Raw genomic sequence first — 16,440 nt, 5'->3', positions numbered from 1 at the left:
AGTGATCAGCGCTGCGGCGGGGCCTGCGTACGATGCGGGGTCGAGTTCCCCTCGTCGCGGCGGAGGTATCGGGCAATGGCAGGCCAGCACGAGGGTTTCGCTCTCGGCATCGACCTCGGCACGTCCAACACGGTCGCGGTGCTGCGCTGGCCGGACGGGCGGACCCGTCCGCTGCTGATGGACGGTCAACCGCTCAGTCCGTCCGCCGTCTACGCCGACCCGGACGGCACCCTGCACACCGGCTGGGACGCCCGTCGGTTGGCGCAGGCCGACCCGGCCCGGTTCGAGGCGAACCCGAAGCGTCGGGTGGACGAGCCGACCGTGCAGCTCGGCGACCGCGCGTACCCGCCGGCCGATCTGCTCGCCGCGGTGCTGGCGGCGGTCGGCCGGGCGGCGGTGGGCGCTGTGGGTTTCCTGCCGCCGGCCGTGGTCACCTGCCCGGCCGCCTGGGACGCGACGCGGCGGCAGGTCCTCGCCGACGCGCTGCTGCGGGCGGGCTGGCCGCAGGCGGCCGAGCACACCCTCGCCGGGCCGACGCCGCCAGGCACCCGGCTGCTGCGGGAGCCGGTGGCCGCCGCCCGCTACTACACGCAGGTGCTGCACCGTCCGGTGCCGGTCGGCGGGGCGATCGCGGTCTTCGACTTCGGTGGCGGGACACTCGACGTCGCGGTGCTGCGCAACGAGGGCGCGGACCCCTGGGGTGACTCCGGCTTCAGCGTGGTCGCCGACGGTGGCCTGCCCGACCTGGGCGGTCTGGACCTCGACGCCGCGCTGGTGCGGCGGGTCGGCGAGTTGGTCGGTGAGCGGCACGCCGCGCAGTGGGCCCGGCTCACCCGACCGGCGGATCCGGCGCAGCGCCGCGACCAGGTCCGGCTCTGGGACGAGGTACGAGGTGCGAAGGAGACCCTGTCCCGGTCTGCGGTCGCCCCGGTCGCGGTGCCGGGAGTGGCCGAGACGATCCAGCTGACCCGGGCGGACGTCGAGCGGGTGGCCACGCCGCTGCTGCGCCGGGCGGTGCAGCGGGCCCGGGAGGTCATCGCAGCCGCCGGCCTGCGCCCCGACCAGCTCGACGGGCTGTTCCTCGTGGGCGGGTCGTCACGGATCCCGCTGGTGGCCCGCATGCTGCACGCCGAGCTGGGGATCGCGCCGACGGTGCTGGACCAGCCCGAGTTGCCGGTGGCCGAGGGCGCCCTGACCGACCTGCCGCTGCGCAGGCCGGTGCCCGCCCTGGCGTACGCGGGACCGCCGCTCGCACCACCCGCGCCGGCTCCGGGGAGCCCGCCCGCCCCGGCCGGAGCGCCCGCGCCGGTCGTACCGTCGCAGCCCTGGCCGGGATCCACCCCACCGGCGGGCCCGCCCCCCGGGCCGGGCCTGGCCGGCACCACCCCGACCCCGCCGGGCGGCGCTACCCGCTGGCGACGGGCGCGCTGGGTGGTGCTCGGCGCGGTGCTGGCCCTGGCCGGGGTGGCCACCGCGGCGACGCTCTACCTGACCCGGGACCGCTACCCGGATCTGGAGTTCGCCTCGCTGCGCGAGCTGTCCCGGCTGTCGGCCGGCGCCGAACGGCCGGTCGACACGTGGACAGCGGTGCTCGACGACCGGGCCTACCTGGCGTTTCCGCTGCCCGACGACCGGCTCGAGGTGGTGGCCGTCGACGCGGGCAACGGCCGCGAGTTGTGGCGCGAGCAGACCGACGTGCGGGCCGACGACTGGGAGGCGATCATCGCCGTTCCCGGGGCGGTCGCGGTCCTCGCCGACGCACCGGGCGACAGCACCCCCCGACCGTTGGCCGTCCTCGACGGTCGTACCGGCGAGCAGCGCTGGCAGCGCGTTCTGCGTGGTGACGACGACGTCTACTTCGCCGACGACACGGCGGTGCTGGTGGACCGGGCCGCGGACGAACTGGTCGGCCTGCGCCTGACCAACGGCTCGGCGAAGTGGAGGCAGCCCAACCCCCGCAGCCAGTACACCGGTGGCCGTACCGTGGTCCGGCCGGTCGGCACCGACGCGGCGGCGGGCGGGCCGGCCTTCCTCGACGGCACGCCCCGCAACCCCTGGGCGAGCAAGGGGCGGCGACTGGTCCAGGTGGGTGCGGACCGGTCGGTACGGCTGCTCGACATGGCATCCGGCGCGGTGCTGCGCCAGTGGGGGAGCGTCGCCGACCTCGACGACCTGGTGGTCGCCCACGAGGACCGCCTGTACGTGGCCGCCAACGAGGGTGGTTACCAGTTGCTCGCGTACGACCTGGGTTCCGATGCCGAGCCGGTGGTGCTGCACCGTTCCGGCAACGACGAGTACCGCCCGAAGGACCTGGTGGCCTGCGGTGAGCGGCGGGCCTGCCTGTTGCAGGTGCCGGACAATGACGTCGCGCGCACCGAGGTGGTGGCGGCCACCGAGGGTGCGCGCATGATCAGGTGGTCGGCGCCGGGCGTGACCGGTCTGGTTGCCTTGGGTGAGCAGGTGCTCGCCCAGCGGGAGTCCCCGGAGCCGAGCGTCACCGTCTTCGACGCCGCCGGCAAGCCGGTGTTGCGGGACCGGGGCGGGGTGGCGGTCCGCCTGGACGCGGGCAACCTGCTGGTCTTCGCCAAGGCGCCCAGCGTGGTCGCGGACAACCGGGTGCTGGCCGGTGTGTGGGCCGAGTCCGGCGAGGTCGACGAGTTGGGTGAGCTGAAGGACGTGCGCAGCTCGTCCTGTTCGTGGAACACCCACGTGATCGCCTGTGGCGCGGAGAAGGACTTCGTGCTGTACCGCTTCACCGAGGACTGACCATCCGCGATCGGGCGGGCAGGGGGCGGTCGGTCAGGCTCGGGTGATCGTGGTGCCGTCGACCTTGATCGGGATCTCCGTCAGGCCCCTCGTGGCGGGGCCGCCCTGGCGGGAGCCGTCGCTGACCGCGAAGGTGGAGTTGTGCGCCGGGCAGGTGACCACGCCGTCGCGGGGCGCGCCGACAAGTGCGCCCTGGTGTGGGCAGGTCGCGTCGTACGCCTTGAACGTGCCCGCCTCGGGTTGGACGACCAGCACACCGCCGGTCACCGTGCCCCCGCCCACCGGTACGTCGGTGGTGCTGGTCAGCACGCTGCCGGCCGGGGCTGCCGCCTGACCGGCCGGGCTGTCACCGACGCCGCAGGCGCTCAGCAGGCCGGCGGCACCGGCCGCACCGGCCCCGGTCAGCAGGGCACGTCGGCTCAGGCACCAGCGGTTGTCACGGAGGAACTCCTGCCCGTCGTACACCGTCGTCACCTCTTTCGTCGCGGCCCGGACCGCCGACGTCCGGTGGCTCGCCGGACCAGCCTGCCCCACGTGCCTGAACGCGACATGCGACCGCGCTGAACGATGGCTGGGTGCGGTTGGTGAGGGAGAGCCGGGCTCGTACGATGCTCCGGTGAATCTTCGAGGCACGGTCCGCGCCGATCGCCCGCTGGTGGTTCTCGCCGTCGGGGAGGAAGCCCGCTACCTGCCGCCCGAGCTGCCGGTCCTGCTCACCGGCATGGGCAAGGTGAACGCCGCCAGCGCGGTGGCCGCCGTGCTGGCCGCCGGGCCGCGCCCCGCCCTGCTGCTCAACCTGGGTACGGCGGGCGCGCTGCGCCCCGGGCTGGCCGGCATCCACGAGGTCGCCACCGTTCTCCAGCACGACCTGGACACCGACCTGCTGCGCACGCTCACCGGGGAGACCTACGGTGCGCCGCTGTCGCTGGCCGCCGAGGGCGCGGTGCTGGCCACCGGTGACACCTTCGTGGCCGACGACGAGCAGCGGGACCGGTTGGCGCAGCGTGCCGACCTGGTCGACATGGAGGGGTACGCGGTGGCCTGGGCCGCCGCGCAGGCCGGCGTGCCGTGCCGGCTGGTCAAGCAGGTCAGCGACGAGGCGGGCGACGGCGCCGCCCGTACCTGGCAGGAGTCGGTGGACGCGTGCGCCCGGGACCTCGCCGACTGGGCCGGTCGACACCTCACCTGACCGTCGAGGGTCATCCGGCGGGCCGTCGCAGTCTGAGCCCCCGCGTGGTCTCCCGGCTGCCGCCCCTGGGGACCAGGACGTGCCCGGCCAGCGCGAGGGCCACGATCGCGGTGACCAGCACCGGTGGCCAGCCGCCGGCCCAGGGCAGCACCAGCAGGGGTAGCAGTTGCGACGCCACTCGCCGCCACGGCACGCGGGCGGAGAGCAGGTAGGCGAACACTGCCCGGCCGAGCACGAACACCAGCGGTCCGCCGATGATCAGCAGCAGCCACCGTACCGGTGTCGTTCCGGTCGGTCGGTCGACGACAAGATCGAAGGAGGCCGCCGTGACGAGCACGCCGACCAGTAGTACCAGGTGGGTGTACGGAGCGATCCGGGAGGACCGGCCGGGCACTGACGTGGACGCGGTTTCGCGCAACTCGCCGGCCCGATAGACGTAGATCTGCCAGAGCAGCAGCATGATGGCGAACGCGCAGAGCAGGGCGATGATTCTGAGGCGGTCGAACTCGCTGCGGCTGAGTTCCAGGGTGGGCACCAGGATGATGTCGCCGAGGGCCAGGATGACGAACTGCTGGTACCGCTCGCCCAGGTGCGCAGTGGTCCGGTCGTACTGGTCGAGAGGCACCCGGCCGAGCCACGGTGTGGGGTAGCGCGCCGCCGCGGAGAGCAGGTCGATGGCGATCGCGGTGGTCCAGATCCACCACCGAGCGGTGCCTGCCAGCGCCCCGACGATCCAGAGGACGCCGGACACCAGGAACCAGAACAGGAATCGGGTTGCTCGCGCCATGGCCGAGGGGTGCTGCTGCCGGTACAACGTGCTGACCAGGACGATGCCGCGTACCACGTGGGTGCCGACGTAGGCGAGCGCGAAGGCCATGGACTGCCCTCTGGTGATCATCGGCAGCGATGCCGCCATCCCCACCGATCCGACCATGGCGACCATCAGGATGGCCTGAATGGGGCGCTGTTGCGGGTCGTAGAACTCGGTCGTGGTGGAGGTGACCGACCACGTCCACCAGATCGCCGTCAGCATCAGCAACACCGCCAGGCTGCGCGCCCAGGATTCCTGGTCGGCGAGCAACTTCGAGGTCTGCGCGAGGGCGGCCACGAAGACCACGTCGAAGAGCAACTCCAGCAGCGTCGCCCGAGTCGACCCGTCCAGACGGCGTACCAGCGCCGCGGTGCCTCCGGTGGTCATGCCCGGCCTCCCGCTGTGTCTCTGAGGATTATCGGCGGCAGCGGCACGGCCCGTCCCCGGATCGACGGTTCCCGCAGGTCCGGGAAGGACTGCCGGAGGTTGCCACGGCGAGCGCCGTCGCCGCCTGGCTGTCGGTCGGGCTGTCGCCGGCGCCGCAGGCGCTGGGCGGCCCTTATGAAACAGGCCCTAGTCGTCGGGTCGCCGCATGTCCAGCCCCCGCGTGGTCTCCCGATCTCCGCCGGGGACGACGATGTGACCGGCCAGTCCGAGCAGCATGATCGCGCTGACCAGCAGCGGCGGCCAGCCGCCGGCCCACGGCAGTATCAGTAGCGGCAGGATCAGCCAGGCCACTCGGCGCCACGGTACGAGCGCGGACACCAGCATGGTGAACACGACGCGGCCGAGCACGAACAGCGCCGGGCCGCCGATGATCAGCACGAGCAGCCGCACCGGTGTCGTTCCGGTCGGATGGGCGACGACCATCTCGAACGAGGCCGCCGTGGCGACCACACCGGCCAGCAACAGCAGATGAGTGTATGGGGCCAGCCGCGCCGGCCGGCACATGTTGTCCCCGGTCGCCGTCAGCAACTCGCCGGCCCGGAAGGCGTAGATCTGCCAGAGCAGCAGCATGGTGGCGAACGCGCCGAGCAGGGCGGCGATCCGAAACGGGTCGAGTTCGCTCCGGCTGACCTGCAGGGTCGGCAACAGGATGATGTCGCCGAGGGCCAGGATGACGAACTGCTGGTACCTCTCGCCCAGGTGCCCGGTGATCCGCTTGTACTGGGCGATGGGCACCTGGCCCAGCCGGGGCGTGGGGTAGCGGGCCGCCGAGGCGACCAGGTCGATCGTGATGGCGATGGTCCAGAGCGCCCAGTTCGGGGCGTACACCAGCGCGCCGGCGATCCAGAAGACGCCGGACACCGTGAACCAGAAGAGGAACCGGGTGGCCCGCGCCCTGGCCGTCCAGTGTCCCTGCCGGTGCAGGGCGGAGACCAGGATGATGCAGCGGATCAGGTGTGTGCCGACGTACGAGACCACGAAGAGCAGCAGATGTCCGGTGGTGATCATCGGCAGCGCCACCGCCATCCCCACCGAACCGACCATGGCGATCATCAGGATGGCCTGGATCGGGCGCTGCTGGGGATCGTAGAACTCGGTCGTGGTCGCGGTGAGCGACCAGGTCCACCAGATGGCTGTCAGCATCAGCAGCACCTTGGCATTGCCGGACCAGGAGTGCTCCTCGGTCAACAGTGTCGACGTCAGCGCGAGGGCGGCCACGAAGACCACGTCGAAGAGCAACTCCAGCAGCGTGGCCCGGGTTGACCCCTCCAGCCGGCGTACCAGCGCCGCATTCCCTCTGGTGGTCATGCCTGGCCTCCCGCCGCGTCTCCCGGGGAATTATCGGCGGCCCCGACACGGGCCGTCCCCGGATCGGCGATTCCCGCTGGTCGGGGAAGAGGGCGGCCGGAGGTTGCCACGGCGTCTGACGTCGGGCGATGCTTGTCCGCATCCATCAATATCGATCTCTTTGGAGGTTCGGATGCGCCGCTCCCCGCTGGCCGCCCTCGTCCTGACCATCCTGCTGCTCGTCGCGCCCGGCGCGGCGCAGGCCGCCGTCCCCGACCGGGCCGCCGCGCCCGGCGCCGACCCGGCGGCCCTGCTGACCGGGGTACGCACCGTGGGCGCCGCCTGGGGTCTCGACCCTGCCACCGGCCGGATGACCCTCACCGTCGACGACACAGTGGCCCCCAGCGAGCTGGCCGCACTGCGGGCGGTGGCCGACCGGGCCGGCGTGCTGCTGCGCCGCGAACCCGGAACGTTGCGCCCCCTGATCGCCGGCGGGCAGGGCATCTACGGCGGTGGTGGCGCACGCTGCTCGCTCGGCGCGAACGCGCGCAGCGGCAGCACCTACTACGTGATCACCGCCGGGCACTGCACCACCGCCGCCGCCACCTGGTACGCCGACAGCGCCCAGACCACAGTGCTCGGCACCCGCACCGCCACCAGCTACCCCACCAACGACTACGGGCTGATCCGCTACACCGGGCGGATCACCCACCCGAGCGCGGTCTACACCTACCCCGGCCTGCTGACCATCAACGGCCCCGGCAACGCGTACATCGGTCAGGCCGTGTGCCGCAGCGGCAGCACCACCGGGGTGCGCTGCGGCACCGTCACCGGTCTCAACCAGACCGTCAACTACGCCACCGGCGTGATCTACGGCCTGATCCGCACCAACATCTGCGCCGAGCCGGGGGACAGCGGCGGACCGCTCTACGTGGCCGCCACCGGCACCATCCTCGGCATCCTCTCCGGCGGCACCGGCAACTGCACCGCCGGCGGCACCACCTACTACCAGCCGATCGCGGAGGTGCTGGCCGCGTACGGGTTGACGTTGCCCTGAGCGGCGGGACACCGCTTGCCCGTCCCGCGCGGGACACCTAGGCTCGGCGACGCCCAGCACCCCCGCCGCGAGGACGTGTGCCCGATGCCGACCGCCCCCCGACCTGACCAGGCGAGTGTCCCGGCCGGCCTTCCGTCGGTCGAGGTGGCCGCGGTGGGGGAGACGATGGTGGTGCTCTGTCCCGCGCCGGGTGAGCCGCTGGAGCGCGCCGAGCGGGTCGCCGTGTCGGTCGGTGGGGCCGAGTCCAACGTGGCCGGTTACCTGGCCCGCCTGGGACACCTGACGACCTGGGTGAGCCGGGTCGGCGACGACCCCTTCGGCCGGGCCGTCGTTCGGCACGTCGCCGCCGCCGGCGTCCGCGTCGACCAGGTGTGCGTGGACCCGGCCGCCCCCACCGGCCTGTACGTCAAGGACCCGGGCCCGGAGGGGACCGCCGTGCACTACTACCGGGCCGGGTCGGCGGCCGCCCGGATGGACCCCGCCACGCTGGCCGACCCGGCGCTGGCCGGTGCCCGGGTGCTGCACCTGTCCGGGATCACCCCGGCGCTCTCCGCCTCCTGCCGGGCGCTGGTCGAGCACGCGGTGACCGATCGGCCGCTGGCGCAGGCGTTGGTCAGTTTCGACGTCAACCACCGGGCCCGGCTGTGGCCCGCCGAGCAGGCCGCGCCGGTGCTGCGCGACCTCGCCAACCGCTGCGACCTCGTCTTCGTCGGGCAGGACGAGGCGGAGACCCTCTGGGGCACCACCGACCCGACGGCCGTGCGCGAGCTGTTGCCCGATCCGCAGACGGTGGTGGTCAAGGACGGCGCGGTGGGCGCCACAGCACTGGTCCGCGACGCCGGACCGTTCTTCGTGCCCGCGCCCCGGGTGACGGTGGTGGAGCCGGTCGGTGCCGGAGACGCCTTCGCCGCCGGCTACCTGGCCGGGCTGCTACGCGGTCTCGACCCGGTGCGGCGGTTGCGCCTCGGTCACCTCGTCGCGGCGCAGGCGTTGACCAGCAGCGGCGACAACGCCCCGGTCCCGCCGTGGGCCTGGTTCGAGAAACTCATCGACGCCCCCGACGACGCCTGGTCGCCGCTCGACCTGACCGACCCGGGGGCGACGACCTGAGTCGGGCCGGCGGGTTGCGACCCGACCAGCAGCAACAGTTTCACCGCGACCTCGGATGGAGTGCACCATGACCACACCGGACTTCGACCACATCTTCGGCGGCGCCCGGGTGATGGCGATCCTGCGCGGCCTGCCGGTCGCCGAGACCGTTCGGCTCGCCGAGCGTGCCTGGGATCTCGGCATCGACGTGGTGGAGGTTCCGGTGGCCACCGCCGACGCGGTGCCGGCGCTGCGGGCCGCCGTCGAGGCGGGGGCCGAGCGCGACCGGATCGTCGGCGCCGGCACCGTGCTCGACGTCGACCAGGTCGCCGCGGCGGCCGACGCGGGCGCCCGGTTCACCGTCGCGCCCGGCCTGGACCTCGCGGTCGCCGACGCCGCCGCCGCACGTGGTCTGCCGCACCTGCCCGGTGTTGCCACCCCCACCGAGGCCCAGCAGGCACTGCGGCACGGCCTCACCTGGCTCAAGGCGTTCCCCGCGATCTCCCTCGGCCCGGCCTGGTTCAAGGCCGTCGCCGGCCCGCTGCCGCAGTTGCGCTTCGTCGCCACCGGCGGCCTCGACGCCAGCAACGCCGGCGCGTTCCTGCAAGCAGGCGTACGCGTGGTGGCCGTCGGCTCCGCCCTCTCCGACCCCAGCCAACTAGACGCCCTCGCCACCCTGACCCGCCCCACCCCCTAGCCCCCACCCCCTCCCACCCCCGCCCCCTCCCTCCCTCCCTCCCTCCCTCCCTCCGCCCCGCCCCACCCCGCCCCACCCCGCCCCACCCCACCCCGCCCCACCCCACCCCGCCCCACCCCGCCGATCTTGCACTTGCGGTTGTCGATGCGTCCTGTTTCGCGGCTTTGGTCGCGACAGAAAGTGCAAGATCGGCGCGGATCGGGGCGGATCGGGGCGGATCGGGGCGGGAGGGGGCGAGGGAGGGCGGGAGGGGGCGAGGGAGGGCGGGGGGAGGGAGGGAGGGGGCGGGGGAGGGAGGGGCGGGTGGCGGGGTTGCGCCATGGCGTAAGTGCGTCGGGGTGCGGTGGGCGATTGGGGTGGGCTCTGCGTCGATGCTGTGGTGCGTACCACTTCTCGACGCAAAGAGGTCATCGTGACTCTGTCTCACCGGCGCCGCCGATCCGGGCTGATCGCCCTCGGCGCCGCCCTCACCCTGGCGGCCGGGTTCACCCCACCCGGCGCGGGAGCGGCCGCCGCCCCGCCGAACAACCCCGACCGCCCGGCGGGTCAACCCCCGGCCGCAGCCGGACGCGCGTCCACCGTCACCCTGATCACCGGTGACACGGTCACTGTCACCACCGCGGCGGACGGCAGCACGGTGTCGACAGTGCGCCGGCCGGACGGCAGCACCCCGAGCTTCCACCGCACCGTGCGCGACGGCGACACCTACGTCTACCCGGACGCGGCCCTGTCCTATGTGACCAGCGGGGTGCTGGACCGGCAACTGTTCAACGTCACCGACCTCATCGCCGACGGCTACGACGACGCGCACACCGACGCGCTTCCGCTGATCGTCACGATGACCGACGCGGCGGCCCGCAACCGCACCCGCCCCACCGTCGACGGCGGGGAACTGGTCCGACAGTTGGACAGCGTGCAGGGCGCGGCGCTGACCCGTCAGCGCGCCACCGCCGACCGGTTCTGGACCGCGCTGACCGCCGGTTCGACCCGGCGTACGGGTGACGCCCCGACCCTTGCCAACGGCATCGCCAAGGTCTGGTTGGACGGTCGGGTGCACGCGGACCTGGCCGAGTCCACCGCGCAGATCGGCGCGCCGAAGCTGTGGGCCGAGGGCAACACCGCCACCGGTGTCGACGTCGCGGTGCTCGACTCGGGTGCGGACGCCGAACACCCGGACCTCGTCGGCCAGATCGCCGAGTCCAGCAGCTTCGTGCCCGAGGAGCCCGACATCCTCGACTACAAGGGCCACGGCACGCACGTCGCCTCGACGATCGCCGGCACCGGCGCCGCGTCCGGTGGCGTCGAGCGGGGCGTCGCCCCCGGCGCGCGGCTGCACATCGGCAAGGTGCTCAACAGCGAGGGCAGCGGTCAGAACTCGTGGATCATCGCCGGCATGGAGTGGGCGGCCCGCGAGCAGAAGGCCCGGGTGGTCAGCATGAGCCTGGGCGGTGAGGCCACCGACGGCAGCGACCCGATGAGCCAGGCGGTCGAGCGACTCAGCGCCGAGACCGGCGCCCTCTTCGTGATCGCCGCCGGCAACAGCGGCCCGGCCTCCATCGGCAGCCCGGGTGCCGCGAACTCCGCGCTCACGGTGGGTGCCGTCGACGCCACCGACCACCTCGCCGACTTCTCCAGCCAGGGGCCACGCGCCGGCGACGGCGGGCTCAAGCCCGAGATCACCGCCCCCGGCGTGGACATCCTGGCGGCCCGCTCGCACCTCGTGCGGGGCTCCGGCGACTACACGCTGATGAGCGGCACGTCGATGGCCACCCCGCACGTGGCCGGCACGGCTGCGCTGGTCGCCGCCGCGCACCCGGACTGGACCGGTCAGCGGATCAAGGAGGCGCTGGTCAGCACGGTCAAGGCCACCCCCGAGTACACCCCGTACCAGGCGGGTGCCGGCCGGGTCGACGCGGTCGCCGCCGCGCACGCCACAGTCTTCGCCACCCCGAGCGCCTACTCCGGCTTCCAGGCCTGGCCGCAGCAGCCGGGCTCGACCGTCGACCGTACGGTCACCTACACCAACCTCGGCAGCACGCCGGTGGCACTGAAGCTGGCCCTCGACGCGGCCACCGCGCCGGCCGGACTGTTCGCGCTCTCCGCCGACCGGGTCACCGTGCCGGCGGGCGGCACCGCCACCGTGACGGTGACCGCCGCGTACGACAAGTTGCCGGTGGAAAAGCAGGTCAGCGGCATGATCGTCGCCACCGACGACGCCGGTACCGTGCGCGGCCGCACCCTGATCGGGGCCGGCAAGGAGGGTCAGCGGCAGAACCTGACGCTGGTCGCCAAGGACCGCGACGGCAAGCCGCTCGTCGGCAAGGTCATCCTCACCGCCGACACCCTGTTCACGGCCGTGGACCTGCCCGAGAGCGGCACCGCCACGCTGCGGCTGCCGGTGGCGAGCTGGAACGGTTGGATCTCCGCGGACGTGCGCGGTGCGCACGGGCCGCACTCCAAGGGCATGGCGATGCTCAGCTTCACCGACGTGCACCTGGACCGCGACCGCACCGTCACCCTGGACGCGCGCGCCGCCCGACAGGTGCAGGCCCGGGTGCCGCAGGAGGCCACCGCCAGCGCGCTGCGGATGGACATCCACCGGTCCACCAAGAACGGTCTCACCGAGAGTCAGGTGCTGCCCGACGACTCGTACGACAGCATGTGGGCGTTGCCGACGAGCCGTCCGGTGACCGACGGCGAGTTCGAGTTCGGTGCCCGGTGGCGGTTGGAGCAGCCGGCCCTGACCGTTTCGGCGGGCGGTCGCTCGTACGACGATCTGTTGGTGAAGCGGGCGACCCCGGCGCTGCCGGCCGGTCGTCGCCAGCTTGACGCGGTCTACGTCGCCGACGCGTCGGCGGCGGGGCTGGCCAAGCGGCCGGTCCGGGACCGGGCCGTGGTGGTGCGTCGCAGTGACAGCGTGGACATCGCCACCCAGGCGCAGGCCGCCGCGGCGGCCGGGGCGAAGCTGCTGCTGGTGGTCAACGACGGTGTCGGGCGGCTCCAGCCGTGGGACGAGTTCGCGTGGAGCCCGGAGAGCCCGGCCCCGGTGACAGTGGCAACCCTCGGCGCCGACGAGGGTGGGCAGCTCATCGCCGCGCTGGAGCGCGGCGCGGTGCGGCTCACCGTCGAGTCGCACCCGGAGACCAGCTACCTGTACGACGTGGCGCACCACTGGACCGGCACGGTGCCGGCCGACCCCACCTACCGGCCCACGAAGCGGCAGTTGGCCCGGGTCGACGTGGAGTTCCGCAACTACCGGCAGGGCAAGGCGCTGGAGTTCCGCACCGACATCTGGCGCGGTTGGGCGTCGAGCAACCAGGAGCCGGCCCCGGCGCAGGGCCGACGCACCGACTGGGTGAGCGCCGACCAGCGGTGGATCGACGACGCGTTCATCGCCGGCGAGACCGGTCAGCACCTGATGGCGGTGACCACGTACCCGGCCGGCAAGCCGAACGCCGTCACCTGGTTCGGGCCGATCCAGCGTCCCCGGATGGGCGGCAGTTACGTGCCGGTCCGGTACCTGGACACCGTCTATCTGCCCGCGCCCGGCTGGGGCGACGGGGGCGGGCACATCGGTGAGGCGTACGCGAACTACGACATGGTCAACCGGACCACCCTCTACCAGGGCGACAGGGAGCTGAACTGGGGTAACGCCGAGTACCTCCAGGTCTCCGGGCTGGCGTCTCAGCGACTGCCGTACCGGCTGGTGGTGGAGAACGACCGGGCCGCGTGGACCAACCCGTACTCCCGGCAGACCCGCACCGAGTGGGGCTTCCACTCGGCGGTCACCGGGGAGGAATCGGCCGAGGTGCTGCCGATGATCCAGCTCGACTACCAGGTGGCCATCGACTCCGCCGGCAGGGCGTCGCGGCGGGCACCGCTGACCGTTGTCGCCTCCCACCTGCCCGACGTCACCGGCACGATCGGCGCGGTGACCGTCGAGGTGTCCTACGACGACGGGGCGACCTGGCAGAAACAGCGGCTGACCCGGCACGGCGACGGCTGGCGTACCTCGCTGGCCGCGCCGGCGAAGGCCGGCTTCGTGAGCCTGCGCACCACGGCGCGCGACACCGCCGGCAACACCGTGAGCCAGAGCATCAGCCGGGCGTTCGGCCTGCGCTGACAGCACTGCGGCCGGCCGCCGCTCAGGGTGCGCGAAACACCCCGAGCGGCGGCCGGTGCCGTCAGTGGAGTTCCTCGGCGAGCTGGTCCCAGTCCGTGACGACCGGCAGCAGGTCCCCGGCCAGCCATGCGGCGCTCTGGTCGTCGTGGTGCGGGTCGCCGGGCACCCCACAGGCGCCCAGGGGGACCACCCAGCGGCTGTCCGAGCGGCGGGCCAGGTCCCAGACGAAGCGCGCGGCCGGCCCCCGGAAGCACCAGTGGGTGACCCCGGGGACGCTGGAGGTGGCCAACACGCAGTCGTGGTCACCGCCGAGCCGGGGGCCGGGCCCGGCGTCCGGGCCGGGCAGGGCCCGCCACGGCGCCAGCCGGTGCAGGTCCCCCCAGGGCATCTGCCCGGCCGTCGCGTCGGCGACCTCCTCGGCCGCCGCGCGTACCAGCGCGGTGACGTCCACACCGGGCAGCGGGGTCGTGCCGAGCAGGTGCTCCAGCGCGTGACCGACGCGTGACGTCAGCGCCAGCCAGGGCGCGAACACCTCGGGGTACGCGGGCAGCTCGGCCAGCGCGGCCAGCGCCGGGTGGGCGGCGATCCGGCGTACGACAGCCGCCCGCAGGAGGGCGTAGGCCGCCGCGTCAGTGCTGTCGGCGGCCATCCGGCGATCCCAGCGCAGCAGCCGTTCGCGCAGCGCGGCGGCGGCCGGGCCGAGCCCGGTCAAGCCTTCCAGCACGGTCAGCAGCGGCCCGGCCGCGCCCAGGTACGTGTCGGTGTGCACAGTGGCCATCTCGTCGGCCGTCCAGGCCGAACGCGCGTCGAGCAGCTCGGCGATGCGATGCGCCCGGTGCGGTGGGGCGAACTCCACCCCGAGCGGCGCCGCCAGCCCGCGCTCGTTGGCCATCACCGCCCGACCGACCACCTCGGCGCGGGGCATCGGCGCGTGCCAGCCCTGCCAGGCGTACGCGGCGTCCCATCCGGGGACCACCCGCCGGCCGTTCTCCGGGTGCCGTACCGGCACCGCCCCGGCGACCCGGTGCAACAGCCCTCCGGCGGTGTCCGCCGCCTGCACCACGTTGACCGGCTCCACCCAGTGCCGCAGCGCGTGGTCGACATCGGCCACCGTGCGGGCGCGCAGCAGCTCCGGCAGCGTCGCGAAACCGAGGTCGCCCCGGACCCGGGGCGGGTAGCGCAGGCTGACGGCCGTCTCGTCGTCCGGCCCACCGGCGATCACCGGACCACGATCGGTTTCTACCACCTCGACCTCGACCGGCTCGGCCCCGGCCACCTCGATCGTCTCGACGTGGCTGTGCGCCGGTCGCCAGCCGGCCGGGCCGAGCGCCTGCACCTGGGGGCCGTCGCGGCGTAGCCGCTCCGCGTACACGTCCTGGTAGTCGGCCATCGCGTTGGTGATCGCCCAGGCCACCGGACCGGTGTGCCCGAAGTGCGCGATGCCCGGCACACCGGGCACCGCCAACCCGACCACGTCGTACTCCGGGCAGGCCAGCCGGATCTGCTGGTAGACGCCGGGATCCTCGATGAACCGGTGCGGATCACCGGCGAGCAGCGCGGCCCCGGTGCCGGTGCGCTCCGCGGCGAGCAGCCACCCGTTGCTGCCGGCCACGGCCGGTCCGTCGGTGGCGAACAGGTCGATCGCGTCCGGCCCGAGGCGCTGCGCCACGTGCTCGCGCCAGAGCTTGCCGGGGAACCCGGCGAACAGGATGTGGTGACCCAGCCAGACCGCGAGCGGTGTCCACGGCTCCCACCGACCCGGGCGCAGCCCGGTGGCGGCGAACTCCGGTGACCGGGCCGCCCCGGCGGCGAGACCGGTGTTGACGCCGTCCACGTAGGCGCCCACCCACTCGGCGGTCGCCGGGTCCAGCGCCGCGTGGCACCGGCGTGCGGTGTCGTCGAGCCGGACCTGCCGGACGAACCGGTCCCAGCCGAGCGCGTCGGGGCCGAGGAACGCCGCGCTGGTGCCTTGGGCGCGGTGCCGTTCCACCTCGATCTGCCAGGCCCGGTCGTACGCGGTCACCCGGCCCTGCGCCGCCGCCAGCGCGAGCGGGTCGTCGGCCCGCAGGTGCGGCACCCCCCACGGGTCGCGGAAACGGCGCTCGTTGCTGTGTTTGCTGGTTCGCCCGCTCTGCTCGCTCACGCCGGCTCCGGGGCCAGGGTGGTAGCGCGGCGTCGGGCCGCGGGGACGACCAGCGGGGTGCCCGTCTCCGGGTCGTCGATCACCCGGCAGGGCAGCCCGAACACCTCCGCCACCAGCTCGGCGGTGACCACCGACGCCGGCTCCCCGGCGGCCACCACGCGCCCGTCGTGCATGGCGATCAGGTGGGTGGCGTAGCGGGCCGCGTGGTTCAGGTCGTGCAGCACCGCGACAAGGGTGCGGCCCTGCTCCTCGTGCAACCGGGCGCAGAGGTCCAGGATCTCGATCTGGTGGGCGATGTCGAGGTACGTGGTCGGCTCGTCGAGCAGCAGCAGGGGCGTCTGCTGGGCGAGCGCCATGGCGATCCAGACCCGCTGCCGCTGCCCGCCGGACAACTCGTCCACCGCCCGGTCGGCGAGATCGTCGACCCCGGTCGCGGTCATCGACTCCTCGACCACCCGCTCGTCCTCGCGGGACCACTGCCGCAGCAGCCCCTGATGGGGGTAGCGACCCCGGGCGACCAGCTCGGCGACGCTGATGCCGTCCGGTGCGATCGACGACTGCGGCAGCAGGCCGAGCGTACGGGCCACAGTGCGGGCCGGCAGATCGTGAATGTCCCGTCCGTCTAGCAGCACCGCACCGGCGCTGGGGCGCAGCATCCGGGACAGGGCGCGCAACAGCGTCGACTTGCCGCACGCGTTCGGGCCGATGATCACCGTAAAGGACCTGTCGGGCACCGCCACGGTCAGGTTCTCGGCGATGGTGCGCTGGTCGTAGGCGAGGGTCAGCGCGGTGCCGCCGAGTCGGGAATCGCCGGGTCGCATGGGTGCTCCT

General features: G+C 73.6%; 11 protein-coding genes. 6 read left to right on the top strand and 5 right to left on the bottom strand.

Annotation, left to right across the window (positions count from 1 at the left end):
• Nucleotides 1–75: 75 nt before the first annotated feature.
• Entirely contained in the window at nucleotides 76–2,766 is a 2,691-nt protein-coding gene (locus ACIA47_RS01590; protein WP_396704539.1) for an Hsp70 family protein, read from the top strand.
• 33 nt (nucleotides 2,767–2,799) lie between these two features.
• On the opposite strand, the gene ACIA47_RS01585 is transcribed toward ACIA47_RS01590, so the two are convergent.
• Entirely contained in the window at nucleotides 2,800–3,300 is a 501-nt protein-coding gene (locus ACIA47_RS01585) for a Rieske (2Fe-2S) protein (RefSeq protein WP_396704537.1), read from the bottom strand.
• Nucleotides 3,301–3,382: 82 nt separating this feature from the next.
• Between ACIA47_RS01585 and ACIA47_RS01580 the strand changes: the two genes are divergently transcribed.
• The gene (locus ACIA47_RS01580) at nucleotides 3,383–3,955 is read left to right on the top strand and encodes a nucleosidase (RefSeq protein ID WP_396704535.1); all 573 of its coding nucleotides are present in this window, start codon (nucleotides 3,383–3,385) and stop codon (nucleotides 3,953–3,955) included.
• Nucleotides 3,956–3,965: 10 nt separating this feature from the next.
• Here the strand turns inward: ACIA47_RS01580 and ACIA47_RS01575 are convergent, their stop codons facing one another.
• A complete protein-coding gene (locus ACIA47_RS01575) occupies nucleotides 3,966–5,153 on the bottom strand; it encodes a low temperature requirement protein A (RefSeq protein WP_396704533.1) in 1,188 nt (395 codons plus the stop codon).
• Between the two features lie 186 nt (nucleotides 5,154–5,339).
• Entirely contained in the window at nucleotides 5,340–6,521 is a 1,182-nt protein-coding gene (locus tag ACIA47_RS01570; protein ID WP_396704531.1) for a low temperature requirement protein A, read from the bottom strand.
• A 172-nt stretch (nucleotides 6,522–6,693) separates the two neighbouring features.
• On the opposite strand from ACIA47_RS01570, the gene ACIA47_RS01565 reads away from it, so the two are divergent.
• From ACIA47_RS01565 to ACIA47_RS01550, 4 genes are all read left to right on the top strand, one after another.
• A complete protein-coding gene (locus ACIA47_RS01565) occupies nucleotides 6,694–7,557 on the top strand; it encodes a S1 family peptidase (protein WP_396704529.1) in 864 nt (287 codons plus the stop codon).
• 84 nt (nucleotides 7,558–7,641) lie between these two features.
• On the top strand, nucleotides 7,642–8,667 hold the full coding sequence (locus ACIA47_RS01560; protein ID WP_396704527.1) for a sugar kinase: 1,026 nt from the start codon (nucleotides 7,642–7,644) through the stop codon (nucleotides 8,665–8,667).
• A gap of 67 nt (nucleotides 8,668–8,734) precedes the next feature.
• The gene (locus ACIA47_RS01555; RefSeq protein WP_396704525.1) at nucleotides 8,735–9,343 is read left to right on the top strand and encodes a bifunctional 4-hydroxy-2-oxoglutarate aldolase/2-dehydro-3-deoxy-phosphogluconate aldolase; all 609 of its coding nucleotides are present in this window, start codon (nucleotides 8,735–8,737) and stop codon (nucleotides 9,341–9,343) included.
• 412 nt (nucleotides 9,344–9,755) lie between these two features.
• Complete coding sequence (locus tag ACIA47_RS01550; protein WP_396704523.1) at nucleotides 9,756–13,466, top strand: S8 family serine peptidase; 3,711 nt, start codon at nucleotides 9,756–9,758, stop codon at nucleotides 13,464–13,466.
• Between the two features lie 61 nt (nucleotides 13,467–13,527).
• Here the strand turns inward: ACIA47_RS01550 and ACIA47_RS01545 are convergent, their stop codons facing one another.
• Nucleotides 13,528–15,609: a penicillin acylase family protein gene (locus tag ACIA47_RS01545; protein WP_396704521.1), complete on the bottom strand. Its 2,082-nt coding sequence runs from the start codon at nucleotides 15,607–15,609 to the stop codon at nucleotides 13,528–13,530.
• On the bottom strand, nucleotides 15,606–16,430 hold the full coding sequence (locus ACIA47_RS01540; protein WP_396704519.1) for an ABC transporter ATP-binding protein: 825 nt from the start codon (nucleotides 16,428–16,430) through the stop codon (nucleotides 15,606–15,608). Before ACIA47_RS01540 ends, ACIA47_RS01545 begins: the two co-directional genes overlap by 4 nt.
• Nucleotides 16,431–16,440: the final 10 nt, after the last annotated feature.

Origin of the sequence: Micromonospora sp. NPDC051227, assembly GCF_044455385.1 — a bacterium.
Taxonomy (GTDB): Bacteria; Actinomycetota; Actinomycetes; order Mycobacteriales; family Micromonosporaceae; genus Micromonospora.
This window is presented reverse-complemented; position numbering and strand designations above follow the sequence as displayed.